Source organism: Ktedonospora formicarum (genome assembly GCF_016587355.1).
Classification (GTDB): Bacteria; Chloroflexota; Ktedonobacteria; order Ktedonobacterales; family Ktedonobacteraceae; genus Ktedonobacter; species Ktedonobacter formicarum.
Window position 1 is genome coordinate 1,072,898 of record NZ_BNJF01000001.1, and the last position, 18,482, is coordinate 1,091,379.

16 protein-coding genes and 1 pseudogene are annotated in these 18,482 nt (G+C 51.7%); 7 read left to right on the forward strand and 10 right to left on the reverse strand.

Annotated elements, in window-relative coordinates; translation table 11 throughout:
* Nucleotides 1-87: 87 nt before the first annotated feature.
* The 5 genes from K3T82_RS04660 to K3T82_RS04680 all read left to right on the forward strand — a co-directional run bounded on the left by K3T82_RS04660 (nucleotide 88) and on the right by K3T82_RS04680 (nucleotide 5,151).
* Entirely contained in the window at nucleotides 88-675 is a 588-nt protein-coding gene (locus K3T82_RS04660) for a PadR family transcriptional regulator (RefSeq protein WP_220192320.1), read from the forward strand.
* 100 nt (nucleotides 676-775) lie between these two features.
* Nucleotides 776-2,521: a DHA2 family efflux MFS transporter permease subunit gene (locus K3T82_RS04665; RefSeq protein ID WP_220192321.1), complete on the forward strand. Its 1,746-nt coding sequence runs from the start codon at nucleotides 776-778 to the stop codon at nucleotides 2,519-2,521.
* A 177-nt stretch (nucleotides 2,522-2,698) separates the two neighbouring features.
* Entirely contained in the window at nucleotides 2,699-3,451 is a 753-nt protein-coding gene (locus K3T82_RS04670; RefSeq protein WP_220192322.1) for a glycoside hydrolase 5 family protein, read from the forward strand.
* The gene (locus K3T82_RS04675) at nucleotides 3,433-3,924 is read left to right on the forward strand and encodes a hypothetical protein (protein ID WP_220192323.1); all 492 of its coding nucleotides are present in this window, start codon (nucleotides 3,433-3,435) and stop codon (nucleotides 3,922-3,924) included. The genes K3T82_RS04670 and K3T82_RS04675 overlap by 19 nt, the downstream gene beginning before the upstream one ends.
* Nucleotides 3,925-4,140: 216 nt before the next feature.
* Nucleotides 4,141-5,151: an aldo/keto reductase gene (locus K3T82_RS04680; RefSeq protein ID WP_236031008.1), complete on the forward strand. Its 1,011-nt coding sequence runs from the start codon at nucleotides 4,141-4,143 to the stop codon at nucleotides 5,149-5,151.
* Nucleotides 5,152-5,257: 106 nt separating this feature from the next.
* On the opposite strand, the gene K3T82_RS04685 is transcribed toward K3T82_RS04680, so the two are convergent.
* A complete protein-coding gene (locus K3T82_RS04685) occupies nucleotides 5,258-5,647 on the reverse strand; it encodes a group III truncated hemoglobin (protein ID WP_220192324.1) in 390 nt (129 codons plus the stop codon).
* Nucleotides 5,648-5,935: 288 nt separating this feature from the next.
* Between K3T82_RS04685 and K3T82_RS04690 the strand changes: the two genes are divergently transcribed.
* On the forward strand, nucleotides 5,936-6,721 hold the full coding sequence (locus K3T82_RS04690) for a superoxide dismutase (protein WP_420799253.1): 786 nt from the start codon (nucleotides 5,936-5,938) through the stop codon (nucleotides 6,719-6,721).
* Between the two features lie 68 nt (nucleotides 6,722-6,789).
* Here K3T82_RS04690 and K3T82_RS47515 read toward each other — a convergent pair whose 3' ends face one another.
* The 7 genes and pseudogenes from K3T82_RS47515 to K3T82_RS04720 form a co-directional block, all read right to left on the reverse strand.
* Complete coding sequence (locus tag K3T82_RS47515; protein WP_236031010.1) at nucleotides 6,790-7,284, reverse strand: universal stress protein; 495 nt, start codon at nucleotides 7,282-7,284, stop codon at nucleotides 6,790-6,792.
* Nucleotides 7,285-7,368: 84 nt separating this feature from the next.
* Nucleotides 7,369-8,078 (reverse strand): annotated as a pseudogene (locus K3T82_RS47520) (histidine kinase); the annotation flags it as partial.
* A gap of 20 nt (nucleotides 8,079-8,098) precedes the next feature.
* The gene (gene kdpC / locus K3T82_RS04700) at nucleotides 8,099-8,683 is read right to left on the reverse strand and encodes a potassium-transporting ATPase subunit KdpC (RefSeq protein WP_420799290.1); all 585 of its coding nucleotides are present in this window, start codon (nucleotides 8,681-8,683) and stop codon (nucleotides 8,099-8,101) included.
* 35 nt (nucleotides 8,684-8,718) lie between these two features.
* Nucleotides 8,719-10,857 carry a potassium-transporting ATPase subunit KdpB gene (kdpB, locus tag K3T82_RS04705; RefSeq protein WP_220195062.1) on the reverse strand — a complete coding sequence of 713 codons (2,139 nt, stop codon included), beginning with the start codon at nucleotides 10,855-10,857 and terminating at the stop codon, nucleotides 8,719-8,721.
* Nucleotides 10,858-10,863: 6 nt separating this feature from the next.
* Complete coding sequence (gene kdpA, locus K3T82_RS04710) at nucleotides 10,864-12,597, reverse strand: potassium-transporting ATPase subunit KdpA (RefSeq protein WP_220192326.1); 1,734 nt, start codon at nucleotides 12,595-12,597, stop codon at nucleotides 10,864-10,866.
* Between the two features lie 28 nt (nucleotides 12,598-12,625).
* Nucleotides 12,626-12,721 (reverse strand): potassium-transporting ATPase subunit F, encoded by a 96-nt coding sequence (locus K3T82_RS04715; protein WP_220192327.1) that lies wholly within the window; start codon nucleotides 12,719-12,721, stop codon nucleotides 12,626-12,628.
* 195 nt (nucleotides 12,722-12,916) lie between these two features.
* Nucleotides 12,917-13,348 (reverse strand): response regulator, encoded by a 432-nt coding sequence (locus K3T82_RS04720; protein WP_220192328.1) that lies wholly within the window; start codon nucleotides 13,346-13,348, stop codon nucleotides 12,917-12,919.
* Nucleotides 13,349-13,928: 580 nt separating this feature from the next.
* Here K3T82_RS04720 and K3T82_RS04725 point away from each other — a divergent pair.
* Entirely contained in the window at nucleotides 13,929-15,965 is a 2,037-nt protein-coding gene (locus K3T82_RS04725) for an APC family permease (protein ID WP_220192329.1), read from the forward strand.
* A 61-nt stretch (nucleotides 15,966-16,026) separates the two neighbouring features.
* Here K3T82_RS04725 and K3T82_RS04730 read toward each other — a convergent pair whose 3' ends face one another.
* Nucleotides 16,027-16,731: a response regulator transcription factor gene (locus K3T82_RS04730; RefSeq protein ID WP_220192330.1), complete on the reverse strand. Its 705-nt coding sequence runs from the start codon at nucleotides 16,729-16,731 to the stop codon at nucleotides 16,027-16,029.
* Between the two features lie 4 nt (nucleotides 16,732-16,735).
* Nucleotides 16,736-18,403, reverse strand: coding sequence for an ATP-binding protein (locus tag K3T82_RS04735; protein WP_220192331.1), 1,668 nt, complete (start codon nucleotides 18,401-18,403; stop codon nucleotides 16,736-16,738).
* Nucleotides 18,404-18,482 lie beyond the last annotated feature (79 nt).

The following is an 18,482-nucleotide window of genomic DNA, read 5'->3' on the forward strand; positions in this document are numbered from 1 at the left end:
CTTTCCTGTGCTTTATATACAATATGTCACATAGACCTATCTTGAAGACCTGTTACAGAGACATCTTAATGAAAGGGAGGGTGAACTATGTACGAACTCCTGATACTTGGGCATCTTTATGCCGCCCCTGCTCATGGCTACCTCATCGCTAAAATCATTAATGACATGATTGGTCCTTATGCCAGGTTCAGCAATGGGCGTCTGTATCCACTACTCACAAAATTGGAGCAAAATGAATTGATAGCAATAGATGCGTCAGTACAGGCGGAACAAAGTAACCGCCCTTTTCGTGCTTATTGCATCACAGAATCAGGGCGAAAACGCTTTCGCTCACTGATGATGGATATCAGTTCCAACCCAGGAGAATACCAGAGAATTTTTCTCCAAAAAGCGAGCTTCTTCTCCTATATTACACAGGCAGAACGTCTCTATCTGATAGAACATTTCTTGAATTATTGTCAGACACATATTCTGCACCTGCAAAACGAAATGGAGGATATGACCCAAAACCACCACAGCTATGGGGCAAAATGGACACCAGTGTACCAACGAGATGTCTTCGAAACTGTTGAGCACGTCATTACTCAATGGCAACTAGAATATTCCTGGGCCCAACACCTCAAAGATCGGGAACTGGCGGATACAGATGCAATGGAGAAAGGAGCGGAGAACTAAATTTTCTCCGTCACAAGCGGCGCATACCATATCGACACAGGGCAATTTTATCGGGCTTGGATACCTATCTAGACAATTACAACATGTAAGGAGTAAATACATGTCATCGGCACAGAACCCTGCCAGCCAGCCCTCTCAGGCTGGCGAGCATCCTACATTTACATTGCACAATGGCAAGATCGCCAATCCCTGGCTCGTCCTGATCGCGCTTATGTTCGGTTTTTTTATGTCCCTTCTCGACGTTACTATCGTCAACATAGCGCTCTCAGATATCGTTACCAAACTCAATACGGACCTGACAACCGCCACCTGGGTGCTCAACGCTTATAGCCTGGTTTTCGCGGTCCTACTGGTCAGTGTGGGACGATTCGCGGACCAGTTTGGACGCAAACTGGCTTTTATGAGTGGAATGGTTATTTTCAGTCTAGGCTCACTTCTTTGCGCGGTCGCTCCCTCTATTGAGATTCTTATTGCTGCGCGCGCATTCCAGGCCATAGGAGCCGCGGCCTTAAATCCCATCAGCCTGGCTATTATCATCTCAGTCTTTCCGCCTCAGAAGCGGGGGGGCGCCATCGGCCTATGGGGAGCATCTTCGGGCATCGCGACTGCCATTGGACCAGTGCTGGGAGGCTTCTTGGTCGAGAACTTTGATTGGCGAGCTATCTTTTTTGTGAATATCCCATTCTGTATTATTGGGCTGATTCTGGTCGCGCTCTTCGTACCTGAGACACGTCAGCCTCAAGCGAGCAAAGGTATCGACATATGGGGGCTCCTTACTTTGAGCCTCTCCATGTTCAGCCTGGTGCTGGCAATCATGCAAGGGAATGCCTGGGGGTGGACCTCACCAACCATCCTGGGTCTCTTCGGCGCAATGGTCATCTGCTTCATTCTGTTTATTGTTGTGGAAACAAAGCAGCATGACCCTATTGTCGATTTTAGCCTGTTTAAGATTCGTAGCTTTACAACCTCAAACATTTCGATGTTCCTTTTTGGGATCGCGGCCCAGGGCGCATTCCTTATGACAGTGCTCTACTACATCAACGCTCAGGGCTATGATCAGCTGAGCGCGGCTTATGCTATACTCCCCATCCCGCTCACATCTTTTGTCATCTCGGCGATTTCGGGAGCCTTTAGCCGCTTTCTCAATCAACGTGTGATGGGCGCGATTGGCCTGGGCATGCTCACGATTGGCTTTATCTTGATCTACTTCACGAATGTTGACACTTCGTATCTCGATATGGCATGGCGTCTGGCCTTCCTGGGTGTTGGCATCGGGCTCTGCTTCCAGAATTTCCCCAGTTTCGCCTTGACAGACGTACCACGCGCAAAGCTAGGCGTTGGAAGCGGCATTTTCAATACCTTCCGTCAGATAGGCTTCGCGCTCGGTATCGCCATCCTGATTGCAGTCTTTACCAACCAGATCACAGTCAATATCGATCAGGCCAGGCAGGAGTCGATCCAGATCGTACGTCAGGATAATAAATTACCCGCCCAGTTGCGCGATGGCATTGTCACCGGGCTAGAGAAGAGTGCCAATAGTACCGATGCAAGCACTGGAGAAGCCTCAACTGCCTCAAACCAGAACTCGTTCGATCTCACCAAACTGGCTGATCAGATTCCAGGTCCGGCTGGACAGGCGCTTAAACCAGAGCTTAAGTCCCTCAATGAGCGCATCTCACACCAATTCAAAACGGGGGCCATCGATACCTTCCGTACCACCTGGCTGATTGCAGCCATCATTGGAGCCATTGGCACTATTGTCTCGCTCCTCACAGCTATCGAGAAACGCAAGCCAGCCTCGCAGAACGCGGGTGAGCAACCAGTCGTTGTGGCCTCTCCTCACTAGGGGGCCATCCCTTGCCGAGCCTAGATCTTCTCAGCAGCCTTCCCTGGTTGATCTAGCTTGTGCGTCATATAATAAAGTGAGCCGGAACCACCACCGATGCCGGTTCCTCGCCCACGCTTTCATGAGCAACTCCAGCCCATACCACATGAATAACGCATACTAATGGAAGGTTTTTTTATGGCTGAATCGTTTCTGTTGGGTGTCAATTACTGGCCTCGCAAGAAGGCGATGTACTGGTGGAAAGATTTCGACCGCAGTGAGGTTGAAGAAGAGTTCGCCCAAATAGCGGCGCTGAAACTCCAGGTTGCGCGAATCTTTCTCTTCTGGGAGGATTTCCAACCTGCCGCGAACCACATCGATGATCAGACACTTCGCAACCTGGGGACAGTATTGGAAGTCGCGCAAGAGGTAGGCATTCAAGTCATGCCTACCTTCTTCACTGGACATATGTCGGGCGTTAACTGGTGGCCCAAATGGGCTCTGCTCGATAGGGACATGGGGCGCGCCTTGCCAATGCGCTGTATCGCGGATGGGGAAGTTACCCTACGCGAGGGCCGCGATCCCTATACCGATCCCTTGATGTTAGCGGCTGAACGCCTCTTGATCGCGAAAGTGTGCGGACGCTACGGTGACCATCCAGCAATCTATTCCTGGAATTTCTCTAACGAACCAGATCTCTTCTATACCCCCAAAACCTACGCTGACGGCGCGAAGTGGAACGCCTTTGTCGCGACAGAGGTACGCAAGTATTCGCGTAAACCTATCAGCGCTGGCATGCATGCGCCAACAATTTGTGGCTATAGCGGCTTTAGGCCAGATCAGCTTGCACCCTCCAACGATTTCCTTTCCATGCATGGCTACAGCATCTACTACGATTTGACTGCCAGCAATGCCCCCTCAACAGCGATGTGGTGCCGCTACTCGCACTAGCGACTGAGGCGCTGGGTGGAAAGCGCGTACTATTTGAGGAATTTGGTTATGCCAGTTCGGAAAAGGGTGATATCTCTGAGTTTCAGACACTCTACCGCAACGATGGCACGCTCCAAAACCAATACTTTGCTGATGATGAGGCGGGAGGACGATATTATCGCGAAGTTCTGGAGAAGTTGGCACGTTGTGGAGCGCTTGGCGCTTTCGGCTGGATGTTCTGTGACTACCATCCCTCACTCTGGAATAAACCACCCTTTGATACCTGCGTCCATGAGCGATTCTTTGGCCTGACACGCTACGATGGCACCGTGAAGCCCTCGGGCGAAGCTATGCGCGCCTTCGCTGAACGAGTCGCCACTGGAGACCTCCCTAAACGCGATATCGCGCCTCTGACGCTCGACGCCGATGCGTGGTATCAGGACTCGCGGGAGAGTTTCGCGCTCCTCTTCCGTGAGAAGAGCGGAAAAATCTAACCAACACATTGTACGATGCCCCTATCTCGTTATTATCACGATAACAACGAGATAGCATAGAAAAGTATGGATTGCATTCACAAAAACAATCCCAAATTCATCTACATTTCGATAGATCGAAATTCTGTGACATACTAATAATAGGGAAAAAATGTAGCCCCCGGTGCCACCGCAGCGGAATGTGTGGCTATTGTAGTACTAGGAAGAAGATCCTCTATGTCAGAGACACAAGCAACGACCTTTGCTCAGGACCGCTACGAACAGATGCAATACAGACGCAGTGGACGCTCTGGGCTGCGCCTGCCAGCTATTTCTCTTGGAGCCTGGGAAACCTTTGGCGGCTATCGTGGAGAAGATGTCGCCCGCGCCTGCTTATATCGCGCATTCGATCTAGGTATCACGCATTTCGATATTGCCAATAACTACGGACGCCCTCCAGGCAATGCTGAGAAAATCGTCGGCAAAATCGTGCGCGATATGCCACGCGATGAGCTCATTATCTCAACGAAGGCTGGCTTTTACATGTGGCCGGGTCCCTATGGAGATGGTCTCTCTAAGAAGTACCTTGTCGCCAGCCTGGATCAATCGCTCAAACGCTTGGGGCTGGAATATGTCGATATCTTCTACGCGCACCGCCCCGATCCTGAGACCCCTCTTGAAGAGACAATGGCGGCTCTGGACCTGATTGTCAAACAGGGTAAGGCCCTCTACGTCGGTGTAAGCAACTTCTCAGGCGCGCAATTTGAGGAAGCCGTTGAGATCACGAAACGCCTGGGTCTGAGTCCCATTACCATCCACCAACCGCGCTACAATCTGCTCGGACGAAAGCCTGAGTATGATCTGTTCGACCATACCCAGCGCGCGGGCAGTGGTGTCATTACTTACAGTCCCCTGGATCAGGGCATGCTCAGCACCAAATACCTGGGTGTCGACATTCCAAAGGGCTCACGCGCCGCTGAATGGTGGGGCAAAGAGAGCAACGCCGATGTCATCAGCTCCAAAAAGCTTGAGCAGATTCAGCGCCTGAACAAGATCGCGCAGGAGCGCGGTCAGACGCTCTCTCAGATGGCTCTGGCCTGGAACCTGCGCCATCCCGCCGTCACCAGTGTCCTGATTGGAGCTTCAAACGTCAAGCAGATCGAAGAGAATGTAGCATCACTACAGAATCTGGCATTCAGCGACGACGAACTCAAGGCCATTGATGAGATTGCACCACTCTTCGCCTGAGTAGATTCTACCCAACGCGGTTATCAAGGGAAACAAGCGGCGGTTTGGCTTAAACGAGCCAAACCGCCGCTTGTTTCCCTTAAATCCTATCCCTGGCGAGGCCATGTCAGGGGAAGAGAGTCCCACCTAGTTTCAGAGGCATCGTCTGAATGACCATCTGCGCGCGTCGTTTCGCCTCGTCAGCCCTTGGGCCGACGAAGTGGTCATCGACGGTCTGTGTGAAAAGAGCAAACCAGCGCTCAAAGTGGTGCGGTAGCATGTGCTCTTTTGCGTTCAGCAAGATATGCTTATACATCATGCCGCCGTGATATCTCCCGGTTTGAAAGAGGATGTTCTCCCAGAAATCATACATGACTGGGAGGTGCTCTTCCAGATTGATCGCCGCCACCTCAGTAAAGAAATGACCGATGAGTTCATCACGCGTGGCTTTATGATAAAAAGTGCTGACCAGGAATTCAACATCCTCCCGGCCCTCAATATCTCTCTTCTGTTCCATATGAGCTTATCTCTATTTCCATTTACAGATGCGAATACACGGAGTTACTTGTAGATCAGTGTATCACGTTCAGGCTCTCTCTGGTTGCAGATATACGTTGTACTCAAAGCTCGCACAACTATCGTCATCCACGAGTGACTAGGATAGGATAAGAGGGGGGATAAGGTAACTCATCGAGCAGTTTGACAACTCCCCTATCATCGTTTGGCGCACTACACGCGGATGGATGATTATACTATTCATATAGGGGGAGGGAACAATACATGTATTTTAGGAGGAGAAATAGAAGTGAGGATTCCTATTTTTGAAAAGTTTCAGGCGTTCAGTCGCCGCGATTTCATGACCCAGGCAACCGTCGTTGCCGGAGGTGCCGTGCTATCATCATGTAGCAACTCCACGGCGACCGGATCGAGCGAGCGCGACGAACCCACCGACTCAGAGCAGATTGATGTGGGGGAAGGCTTTCAACTCCCGCCATTAGGTTATGCTTATAATGCGCTAGAACCCTATATCAGCGCGCAGACAATGCACTTACACCATGATAAGCATCACGCCACTTACGTCAAGAACCTGAATGAGGCCCTAAAGGGAAACTCATTGGCCTCTCAGCCAATCAATGAAGTGTTGCGCCGTCTCGATGAATTGCCCGAAAACATACGCACAACGGTACGCAACAACGGTGGCGGACATGCCAACCATAGCATGTTCTGGCAAATCATGAAGCCAAAGGGAGGCGGGGAGCCAAAAGGCGAACTGGCTCAGGCGATTAATAGCACATTTGGATCAACCGCCAATTTCAAAGAGAAGTTCAACACAACTGGTAGCAAAGTCTTTGGATCAGGGTGGGTCTGGCTAGCAAGCGACAAGAATGGCAAGCTACAAATAACCTCAACCCCCAACCAGGATAGTCCGATTCTAACTGGGCTCTACCCGGTCATGGGAAACGATGTCTGGGAGCACGCCTACTATCTCACCTACCAGAACCGTCGCCCCGATTATCTCAACGCGTGGTGGAACACGCTAAACTGGGACGAGATCGGGAAGCGCTATGAGCAGGCTAAGAAAGCTCAATAAAGGGGCTTTTACAGATGAGGGAGTGATTTCGGCAGTTATAACACTCTCTCACCTGTTCCCCTGAACGATCAATCTTCACGCTCCTGTTCACGCGAGAGAGGAACAACATGGATATCAGCGTTTGCGCGCAGGCGGAGCAAACGATTTACAACTGAACCCGACAAGAACTCCTCTAAACGCGTATGTGTTGGCTGTCCAATCACCAGTTGCGTTGCGTGCTTTTCGTGCGCAACCTGAACGAGAGCCGAGGCAATATCTGTGCTCTTGAGGCGCACCACCTCGGCTCCCAGATCTTCAGCCAGGAGCGCATGCTCTTCCAGACGGCGCTGTGCATCCAGGAAATGAGCCTTCATACCAACCCCATACTTAAGGAAACCTAGCAGACGGCGGCGCACAGCAGCATAGCCTTCTAACTCAATCGAGACCGCGATCAAGTTGGCATGTAAACCATGCGCCAATCGCCAGGCATCGCGAATAATTGAGCGGCTCTGAGCCCGATGATCAAATCCCACCAGAACACACTCGCTGGTGGTCCATGTCTCGTTAATGGCATGGGCCGTCATATACTCCTGGAGTTGGGATTCGGTCTTGTTCGCTGTTAAGCGTAAGGCAATCTCACGTAGGGCAGTTAAATTCCCCTCGCGAAAAAAATTCTTGAGCGCAGGCTCTATGCGCTCGGGGGATAGATGTTGCCATGCTGCATACGTTGGCGCAGGGCGCGAGGCGCGATATCGACAAGTTCCACCTCATCAGCCTGATCCAGCACCGAGTCTGGTAGCGTCTCGCGTACCCGTATCCCCGTGATGCTCGCAACCAGATCGTTCAAACTCTCTAGATGCTGAACATTCAACGTTGTGATCACATCGATTCCCGCGTCCAGAAGCTCTCGCACATCCTTGTAGCGTTTGCGGTGCCGAGATCCAGCGGCATTGGTATGCGCGAGTTCATCAACAAGCGCGACCTGTGGATGACGGGCCAGAACCGCGTCTATGTCCATTTCCTCCAGCACCACACCTCGATATGGTATACGCTGACGCGGTATGATTTCCAGTTCGCCTATCTGAGACTTGGTTTGCGCTCGTCCATGCGTTTCGACAAACCCAATGACGACATCGGTACCGCGCTCCTTGCGTCTACACCCCTCGTTGAGCATGGCATAGGTCTTGCCTACACCAGCTGACGCTCCCAGGTAGACCCGCAGACGACCACGGCTCATCTGTGGGTCACTGGCATCGTCTAGTGACGCAGGGGTAGGTACCCCTACGTCACTATCGCGTAGTTTGTAGCGTTGTAGGATGGCCTCTGGATCAGGGCGCTCATCCTCTCGATGTGAGTTGTCAGCCGTTGATAGACTCATCACAGCCCCTTACTAACCTGCTACTTACCATCAAGAGCCAGATTGAGGTCCAGCACATTGATGTGTTCCTCGCCCAGGAAGCCAAGGAAGCGTCCCTGCACGTGCGCCATCACGAGCTGGCGTACCTGATCCTGGCTCATACCACGCTCCCTGGCGATGCGTGGAACCTGAAAGAGGGCAGCCGCGACCGAGATATCAGGATCAAGGCCAGATCCCGAAGCTGTTACCAGATCCACAGGCACCGGTACCCCAGGATTCTCCTTTTGAAGCTCCTTTACACGCTCATTTACTGCGTCTGTCAGGTTCTTATTCGTTGGCCCCAGGTTGGAGGCCGACGAATTTGCGGCGTTGTATGGCTCGCTCTTGGTGCTATCCGTCGAAGACAGAGTAGCAGAAGGGCGTCCATGAAAGTAATTGGGCGAGGTCCAGTATTGACCAATCAGATCTGAACCAATGACCTGTCCATTCATCGTATGCAAACTACCATTGGCCTGATAGGGGAAGATTAACTGCGCCAGGCCAGTTACCAGACCAGGGTAGAGAAGCCCGGTCACGATTGTCAACAGTAGTGTAATTACAACTGCCGGGCGAACGTAATTCTTCATTGCGAGAGCCATGTCCAGTATTCCTTCACACGCAACTACGCGAGATGCAACAACACTAAGATGACATCAATAATTTTGATACCAATGAACGGTGCGATCAAGCCGCCAAGACCGTAGATGAGCAGGTTACGTCTTAACAGTGGACCTGCGCCTAGTGGCTGATACTTCACACCACGCAGAGCCAGCGGGATCAGCAGTACAATGATAATCGCATTGAAGATAACCGCCGAAAGAATCGCGCTATGTGGTGTTGCCAATTGCATAATATTGAGCGTATTAAGCACTGGAAATGCCACCGAGAACATAGCCGGAATGATAGCGAAGTACTTCGCAACGTCGTTCGCGATACTAAAAGTAGTCAGCGCACCACGCGTCATCAGCAACTGCTTGCCAACCTCAACAACCTCGATCAGCTTGGTTGGGTTCGAATCCAGGTCAACCATGTTCGCAGCTTCTTTGGCTGCCTGAGTGCCCGTGTTCATAGCCACACCCACATCGGCCTGAGCCAGAGCGGGAGCATCATTCGTACCATCACCAGTCATTGCAACCAGGCGACCTCCGGCCTGCTGATCGCGAATCAACTTCATCTTGGTTTCAGGTGTTGCCTGAGCCAGGAAATCATCGACGCCTGCCTCTTTGGCGATGGCGGCAGCGGTCAGAGGATTATCACCCGTGATCATCACGGTGCGAATACCCATCTTGCGCATTTGCTCAAAGCGCTCACGCATTCCGCCCTTGACAATATCCTTCAACTCGATGACACCTAGCAGGCGCGCGCTTCCATTGAGGCCGCCATTATCGGCAACCACTAGAGGAGTGCTACCAGCACGCGCGATATCCTCAACAAGCTTGGTCAACTCATCGCTGATAGCGCCACCATTCTCAGCGGCATAACGATTCAGAGCATCACCCGCGCCCTTGCGAACCGAGCGCATCCGTCCGCCCGGCAAGGGCAGGTCGACACCACTCATACGCGTCTGGGCAGAGAAAGGAATAAAAGTTGCACCAACGCTATTCATCTCACCCAGGGCATAACGCTCTTCCGCAAGCTTGACGATTGAGCGACCCTCGGGCGTCTCGTCCGCCAGGCTTGAGAGCAAGGCCGCTTCAGCCAGTTCGCGCTCATTGATCCCAGCAAGGGGCACGAAACGACTCGCCATGCGGTTACCCAGAGTAATTGTGCCCGTCTTGTCCAGCAAGAGTACATCAACATCACCCGCGGCCTCGACCGCGCGCCCGCTCATGGCGAGCACATTGCGCTGAACCATACGGTCCATGCCAGCAATACCAATCGCCGAGAGCAGACCGCCAATCGTGGTTGGAATCAGACAGACCAGCAAGGCGATCAGCGTTGTAATCGCGACCGGGCTACCAGAATAGATGGCGAAGGGTTCCAGTGTCACTACAGCCAGCATAAAGATGATGGTCAGGCTAGCCAGCAGAATATTCAGCGCAATTTCGTTAGGTGTCTTCTGGCGCGAAGCTCCCTCAACGAGGGCAATCATACGATCCAGGAAAGATTCGCCAGGGTTGGCGCTGATGCGTACCACAATCCAGTCGGAGAGGACGCGCGTTCCGCCAGTGACTGCGCTGCGGTCACCACCACTCTCGCGAATGACCGGCGCAGACTCGCCAGTAATCGCCGACTCGTCAACCGAGGCCACCCCCTCGACAACATCGCCATCGCCAGGGATGATATCGCCCGCCTCGACCAGCACCAGGTCACCCTTACGCAGGTCAGGGGCCTGCACCTCGACAAAGCCAGCCTCTCGCTTACCCGTCTTGAGCCGCTTAGCCAGAGTACTGGTTCGTGTACGACGTAGGGCATCGGCCTGAGCCTTACCACGTCCCTCCGCCACGGCTTCAGCGAAGTTGGCAAAGATAACTGTAAACCAGAGCCAGATCGTCACCCCCAGGGTAAACCACATCTCACTGACGGGTCCCTGGATAAGCAGGCGAAGCCATTCTATGGTTGTGATAACGCTACCGACTTCGACAACGAACATCACCGGGTTCTTGAGCTGCCAGCGCGGATCCAGCTTCTTCAATGAGTCGATCAGCGCGCGGCTGAGGATCGGACCATTGAAGATGGAGTTCGAGCTTTTGCGCCGTGCCTTCCACTGCTTCGTTTCAAGTGCCTCTGTGTGCTCTTTGGTATCTGTATCAATATTCATCATGGATTAAAACACCTTGCCTGCCAGCATCTGAAGATGCTCAACGATTGGTCCCAACGCATAGGCGGGGAAGTAGGTCAGAGCGCCTACAATCAAGATCACACCTACCAGCAAGCTTGCGAATAACGGTCCAGTCGTTGGAAATGTTCCGGCATTCACAGGAACCACCTTCTTCTTGACCAGCGAGCCAGCCAAAGCCATCACCGGCACCACAAAGAGGAAGCGTCCAATAAGCATCGCAAAACCAATGGTCCAGTTATAGAAGCCAGTATTGACCGAGAGACCACCAAAGGCAGAGCCGTTGTTACCAGTACCAGAGGTATAGGCATACAGTATCTCCGAAAGTCCATGTGGACCAGGGTTCAGAATTGAGGCCGTACCGACTGGTAGTACGCTGGCAATAGCCGCAAAGCCCAGAATCGTAGCAGGGAGAATCAGGATCGCCAGTGCAGCCATCTTCATCTCTTTTTGCTCAATTTTCTTACCCAGGTATTCAGGGGTACGACCAACCATAAGACCCGCAATGAAGACGGCTAGAATGGCGAAGATGAGCATACCGTACAGACCTGAACCGACACCACCAAAGACAATCTCGCCCAGTGCGATATTCCCTAGTGGGATCATGCCGCCTAGCGGCGTAAAGCTATCCAGGAAACCATTGACTGCGCCACAGGAGGCATCCGTCGTAATGACTGCAAAGAGAGATGATTGTGTAATTCCGAAGCGAACCTCTTTGCCCTCCATATTTCCACCAACCTGGTAGTTGGTAATGGTCTGGTCCGCGCCAGCACTAGTCAACTGTGGATTGCCTATCTGCTCCATTGGCAGGGCTACGGCCACGCCTAACAGGAAGAGGGCTGCCATCGCGCCCCAGATTGACCACCCTTGCTTTGTGTTGCCAGCCATACGTCCAAACATGTAGACCAGACCAGCAGGAATAGCAAAGATAGCCAGCATCTCAATCATGTTGGTCAGCACATTAGGGTTCTCAAAGGGATGAGCAGAGTTAGCGTTAAAGAACCCGCCACCGTTAGTCCCAAACTCTTTGATAAACTCTTGGGAGGCAACAGGTCCCTGGGCTATCACCTGTTTGACGCCTTCCAGCGTCGTTATCTCTGTGTAGCTATTAAAGTTCTGGACCACACCCTGCGAAACCAGAACCAGGGCTCCGACAATGCTGATAGGCAGCAAGACATAGAGTACACAGCGCGTCAAATCAACCCAGAAATTACCTAGATGTTGCATACTTCGGCGCGTCAGGGCTCGAACAAAAGCCACGGCTAGCACAATACCTGTTGCGGCCGAAGCAAAGTTATGAAAGGCCAGGCCAGCCATCTGCGTCAGATAGCTCATTGTGGTCTCACCACCGTAGGCCTGCCAGTTTGTGTTACTCGTAAAGCTAGCAGCAGTATTAAAGGCCAAATTTGGAGCAACCGCCGTCATCCCTTGAGGGTTGAGTGGCAGCCACTGCTGCGTCCTTTGCTGTAAGTACAGGAGTAGCAGCCCGGCAGCACTGAAGAGCAGCATCGAGATAGTATAGCCAGTCCACTTTTGCTCTTCATCAGCGCGAACACCGCAGAGTTTGTAAAAAAGGCGCTCGACAGGCACTAACACAGGCGAGAGCCATGTACGCTCGCCAGCGAAGACCTTCATCATGTAAAGTCCCATTGGCTTCGTAATCAGCAACAAAAGGACAACATAGACAAGCACCTGCAAGATCGCATTCATCGTCACAGGCATAGATATTACACCTCAATATAGACAAACATTAAAACTTCTCAGGCGCGAGCAGAGCTATTCCAAGATAGACAATCAGCGCTAGCGATACAATTCCAACCAGAATATACTCAACAGGTGAATTCATTGCGACCTCCCTTATAAGCGATCACAAGCGGCGGTAAAGCCGATGCACAGCAGAAAAAAGGCCACTGTTGCCACAACAACTATCAGGTCAATCACAATATCAGGCATTGTGTTCCTCGCTTACTCCTTCTCGGAAAACCCAGACGCGCTGACGCTAGCCACGTTAACGGGTGGTTTTCTTATAAGACCTTACTTCTTACTGACGACGCCCCAGAAGTGAACCATCGACATGCCTTTGAGCCGCGTTGGCAGCCAATCGCACGAGTGCATCCATTGGAAACGGCTTGGGAAGATATGCCAATGGCTGAAATTCCGCCAGGCGTCGAGGACTTATCCGCACAGCGGACAGAATAACAACTGGTAGCTTTTTCACCTGCTTATCAGCTTCATCTTCGAGAGGCTCGATCAGATGTTCCTGACGAGCTACTCTCAACACATCCCATCCAGTTTGCTCGGGGAGATTAATATCAAGCAAGATGAGATCGAATGCTCCCTCACGCAAGCGATCTAATGCTTCTTCGGCAGAACAGGCACACTGTACCAGATGATCGCGAATTTTCAGATTGCGCGCGATCAACCCTCGCAGAACAGCATCGTCCTCCACTAGTAAAATGTGTGCTTGCGGCATCTCAATATCCCTTTTGGCTTGCATTTCCCTCACCGAGCGTTCTTCCTAGTGATCAAATGCGATCTTCAAAACAGGAAGGGGACATGGCAGAGTTTTTACCTCTGTCGGTTTCCTAGCACCTCAGCGTTTTCTGCTTATATACTAGCCCGTATTTACTCAAAAGAGAGTCAAGAGAAAATAGAGCGATCTCAAGATTTGCTAAAGATTTGGATGAGTGGACAAACTCGCTGCAGCTATTCGTAGCTCCAAAAGAGAGGAAATCTCTACACTTTTATGAGTATTGGATTGCGATCTCTATTCAGCGTCTATACTACACAGAGGAAAAACTTACAGCGTCATGCAAGTTGCAGTGGTCCTAAAATTCTTAGGAGAAAAACAATCAATCAGCCGTACTGAATGGCTTGTTGAGCGTGGTGAGAACTTTTGTAACGCGCCAGCATAATATGTTACACTGTATAGATGCGTGAGAGCCTTACATAGACGAATGCTTTCAAGCAACAAGCCTTTCATTCGTCTGATTGGTTTCACATCGGGAGGCAACTCCCTATATCATTCTCTTTAATAAGGATGACAGTTTGACATGGCACAGGAATCTGTGGCTTCAGCAACATCTCATGTAGCCCATGAGGGTGATGAGCACAACACAAAAAACATGCTCGGCCCACTGCTCTGTTGGGCAGTGGTCTTCGCGGACATCGGCACCTCGGTCTACTACACGCCTGGTATTCTCTATAAATCTGTTCAAGGATTGGCAGGCTTCTTTGTCTTCCTGACGATGACCGTCTTCGTATTGCTCACCCTCAAATACGCAGAGGTCACCCATCGCTATCCCCAGGGTGGTGGTGTCGTTACCGTAGGCGCACAGGCACTAAATCCCTGGTTTGGGGCGCTGGGGGGCATGTTCATCCTGGTCGACTACTTCCTTACCGCTTCAATCAGTAGTCTGTCAGGTATCCAATATCTCAATGTCGTCATTCCCTCGCTTACGCCCTATATCCTGTGGGTCACCGTCGCGGTCGTCATACTCCTGGGCATGCTCAACTGGGTAGGCATTAGCGAAAGCGCAAAAGTAAGTCTGGTTGGGGCGATCATCGCCTTTGTAAGCGATATCGCGATCCTGGTTACAGTCTTCTCCCATATTTCTTTTGGGCAGTTTCTTGAGCTCTTTCCGAAGATGTTCGCTAATCAGAGCTTGACAGGGCTTGCACTATTGACTGGCTTCGCAAACGCCTTTCTGGCCTTCTCTGGTTTGGAAAGCATCTCCCAGCTCTCGCCTGTAATGAAGCGCCCACATAAGAAGGTCGCGGGACAGGCTCTCTTCCTGGTCGTCATTACAATTGGCTTGACCAGCCCCCTGCTCACACTCTTCTCAACGCTGCTATTACCACAATATGTCGCTAATGACGCGACCTCAGGACAGATCATTTCACTATTGGCAGGCAACTGGGGTAATCTGGCTCTACAAATTGAGGTCGCTATCAGCGCCAGTGCCCTCCTGGTCTTCGCAAGTAATACAGCAATCATTGGCGCGTACCACGTCTTTATGGCTCTCTCGCGCATGGGTTTCTTGCCCGAGGTAATTCTTAGCCGCAACAAGCTACGCGGCACACCTCACTTCTCTATCGCACTCGCAACTTTCATTCCGGTTGCCATCCTGATCGCAGTCAACGGCAATATCAATCTGCTTGGAGATATGTACGCCTTTGGACTGCTAGGTGCGTTTACGCTGACCTGTCTGGGGCTCGATGTCGTACGCACACGCGACTGGCGCAAGGCCATCGCCGCCCGTAAACGCCAAGCTAATCTGGCTGTAAGCGCTACACAGAGCAATGGTAGCAACCAGATAGGCGCAGCAGACATTACCTCGACCCATGACTTGCAGCTCTCACATGTGGAGCCTGTAAACAATATACAAGCCCCCACCAGCAACGGGACCGCAAAGCAGTTGCAAGAAGTGCAGAAGGAGACCCGTGGCTGGTGGTTTAAGATCGATTATGTTCTGGGCATCCTTACGACCCTTCTCGTTACGATTGCCTGGGTTACAAACCTGATCTTTAAACGCGACGCCACGCTCTTTGGTGGAAGTATCACAATTGTGGGTATGGCGATTGCTTATATCTACCATACACGATCAAGTAAGGTTACAGGCCGCGTCGTGGTGCCAGTTGTGGTGACGCGTGTGGAAGAGCGGATGCCTAATTCAATCCTGGCGGTTCTCAAGCCCGGCGATGAAGAGAATGAAGCAGTCATCCATTCGGCAATTAATAACAATGATCAGCATCGCCCGGTCGTCTTCCTCTATCTAAGCGACCACAAACCTAGAACTCAGGTACCACGGATGATGGAAATCGTTGATCCCTACCTTGAGGACGAGCAGGCACGAAGCAGCTTTGGAAAAGCGGAAAGTGCGGCACTCAAAGCCAAGCTTCCCACCCGTAAATATATCTATATACAGGGTGGACCAGAAGTGGCAACTCGCGTCTGGCAGATGCTCCATCCACACGACACCATTGTCGCGGCGGATAATAATGAGCGACTCAAGGATATCAATCCGGATCGCATTCGCTACGAGGTCACACCTGAAGGCAAGGTGGCACACCTTCTCAAGCGCTGGTAAGCCCTTTCTTTTCTTTGAGAAAAGGAGTAGTCCGAACGGTGCTCGGACTACTCCTTTTCTGTTATTCAGGCTCTTCGCTGTTAAAGCGATAACCAACACCAGATATAGTGAGAATGAAGCGTGGTTGGGCCGGGTCAGGCTCGATTTTACGACGCAACTGTCCAATATATACATGAAGATAATGCGCCTCCGCTCCATATCCTGTTCCCCATACCTGCGCAAGCAACATCTGGCGCGTCATGATCTTACCAGAGTTGCTTATCAGAGCCTTGAGCAAATCATATTCGGTCGGTGTGAGCTTGATGTCACGCCCATCCACCTGAACGAGGCGCTGCGAAAAATCAACACGCAATGGGCCTGCCTGAAAAACCGGTTCGGTTCCGACCTTTACCTGGGCTGTGTGCCGCAGTGAGACCCGTACCCGCGCTAACACTTCGTTCATACCGAAGGGTTTGGAGACGTAGTCGTCAGCGCCCAGGTCGAGCGCCTGCACCTTATCACGCTCGGTATCTTTGACCGAGAGAACGATTATCGGCAGATTGGACTGCTCACGAATTTTCTTGCACACCTCGAGGCCACTCATCCCCGGTAAGCCAAGGTCTAGCAGAACTAGATCTGGGCGATGGCGGGCAACCCCATCAAGCGCCTCTTCTCCATTAGAAGCCGTGTATACTTCAAAGTCATGGGCCGTCAGGCTTCGCTGCAACGCACGTACAATTTCGATTTCATCATCTACTACCAGAATGCGTGCCCCGCTTTTATGCATAGTATCATTCCTCTCCCATGGCTGTTACTGGCAAGGTAAAGCGAAAGAGCGCGCCTCCCCCCTGCCGATTCTCGGCCCAGATGTGCCCACCATGTGCCTCTACAAGTCCGCGACAGACTGCCAGTCCCAGACCTGTACCCATGGTACTGCTACTGGTTCGCCTGGTCCCTAATACACGGTAAAATTTGTCAAAGATACGTTCCAGATCATCCACCGGGATACCTGGGCCATAGTCACCAATACTGACCAGGACATTATGCTCCACAACCTCAACACTTACTTCTAACGGTGAGCCCGCCGGGGTATAACGGACCGCATTCTCCAACAGATTTGTAATAACCTGATCCATTTGGAGGTAATCTAGTTGGACTGGTGGTAGATGCTCTGGAAGCGAAGTACGCACCTCACGCCCCTGCAAAATAGTCTGCATATGGCTAATAACATCATGAATAAGCTCATCAAGGGGATACCATTCCTTCTCTGGCTTAAGTGCTCCCCCTTCAATACGCGACATATCCAGTATATTCCCTACCAGGCGATTCAGGCGGTCAGCTTGCCGCTCGATGGCCTGAGCGAACCCCATTCGCTCCTCCTCGCTCCACACAACATCTTCTTGCAGCAAGCTACTGGCAGCGGCTTTGATAGAGGCGAGAGGGGTACGCAAATCGTGTGAGACTGAAGAGAGGAGAGCAGAACGCAAAGCGTCAGTGCGACGCAAGAGCTCTACCTCCATGCTCTCACTCCGCAAGCGTGCCCGTTCAATAACCGACGCGGCCTGATCCATAAAAGTCCAGAAGTAGGCAGCCCTTTGCGTAAGGCGCTCACCGCGCATACCAAGTATAAATTGCTGTGGGTCCTCCTCCATCGCCAGGCGCACAACGCCAACGCAACGCTGTCCTACCATCAAGGGTAGCATACGAACATACTCATGCCCACTGCGCACGGCACCCATCCCACGGCGATACCAATAGCGAGACAAATTGCGTGCTGTGGCTAACACATCACTATACAAATCAATGACCTTCCCCTCACGCATGGCAGTTGCCGCCGTAGCCTGCTCATCAGGTGAGAGCTGGATGGGCCCTCCTTCTGTCTGCTTACCATCAGCCAGCACCCTCAGTTGCCCTCTCTCATCTGGCAAGAGTAACGTACAATCCAGTACCCCCCCTGAAGCGAACTCTCGCACAACTGATTGAGCAACAATCTGGAGCTGGCGTTCGATTCCATCCTCATTTGTCGTCGTACGTACCAGTTCGTACAAAGCGCGTGTCTCGCTCTCACGTAGTGTCGCCTGCTCTGCTCGCTGTCTCAAGGCAGCCGCCAGTTGCCCTGTGAAAACCGCGGTAATGAGAAAAATGAGCAACGCTAACCACTCCTCCGACTTGCCCACGGTAAACGTGTAGAGTGGGGGCACAAGAAAATAGTCGAAGGAGAGAAAGGCTGCTAACGACGCAACTATCGCGGCGTACAATCCTCTGGTGCTCGCCAGAATGAGCACAAGCAGCAGGTAAATGAACGAGACGTTTGGAATCGCTGGATAGAGCCTCAACAGGAAGATGAGAGCGGTCGCGATCAAGGCACAAAGTGTCCCGATACATAAATCAAGAATATAAAGTTGGGCCTTCTGTCCTTTATTTGCTTTTAGGAACAGAAGTTGTTCTACTACTTTCATAGTTACAATCTGCATCAAGCATATTAGTGCGATAAGCTACCAATCAAGAGCATATCACACTTTGAGAAAAAGAGAGGAA

Bases quoted from the DNA above. Each gene is read 5' to 3' on its own strand.
- K3T82_RS04660 (WP_220192320.1), top strand. From the start codon at position 88: ATGTACGAACTCCTGATACTTGGGCATCTTTATGCCGCCCCTGCTCAT.
- K3T82_RS04665 (WP_220192321.1), top strand. From the start codon at position 776: ATGTCATCGGCACAGAACCCTGCCAGCCAGCCCTCTCAGGCTGGCGAG.
- K3T82_RS04670 (WP_220192322.1), top strand. From the start codon at position 2,699: ATGGCTGAATCGTTTCTGTTGGGTGTCAATTACTGGCCTCGCAAGAAG.
- K3T82_RS04680 (WP_236031008.1), top strand. From the start codon at position 4,141: ATGTCAGAGACACAAGCAACGACCTTTGCTCAGGACCGCTACGAACAG.
- K3T82_RS04685 (WP_220192324.1), bottom strand. From the start codon at position 5,647: ATGGAACAGAAGAGAGATATTGAGGGCCGGGAGGATGTTGAATTCCTG.
- K3T82_RS47515 (WP_236031010.1), bottom strand. From the start codon at position 7,284: ATGACGGCCCATGCCATTAACGAGACATGGACCACCAGCGAGTGTGTT.
- kdpC (WP_420799290.1), bottom strand. From the start codon at position 8,683: ATGAAGAATTACGTTCGCCCGGCAGTTGTAATTACACTACTGTTGACA.
- kdpB (WP_220195062.1), bottom strand. From the start codon at position 10,857: ATGAATATTGATACAGATACCAAAGAGCACACAGAGGCACTTGAAACG.
- kdpA (WP_220192326.1), bottom strand. From the start codon at position 12,597: ATGCCTGTGACGATGAATGCGATCTTGCAGGTGCTTGTCTATGTTGTC.
- K3T82_RS04715 (WP_220192327.1), bottom strand. From the start codon at position 12,721: ATGAATTCACCTGTTGAGTATATTCTGGTTGGAATTGTATCGCTAGCG.
- K3T82_RS04720 (WP_220192328.1), bottom strand. From the start codon at position 13,348: ATGCCGCAAGCACACATTTTACTAGTGGAGGACGATGCTGTTCTGCGA.
- K3T82_RS04725 (WP_220192329.1), top strand. From the start codon at position 13,929: ATGGCACAGGAATCTGTGGCTTCAGCAACATCTCATGTAGCCCATGAG.
- K3T82_RS04730 (WP_220192330.1), bottom strand. From the start codon at position 16,731: ATGCATAAAAGCGGGGCACGCATTCTGGTAGTAGATGATGAAATCGAA.
- K3T82_RS04735 (WP_220192331.1), bottom strand. From the start codon at position 18,403: ATGAAAGTAGTAGAACAACTTCTGTTCCTAAAAGCAAATAAAGGACAG.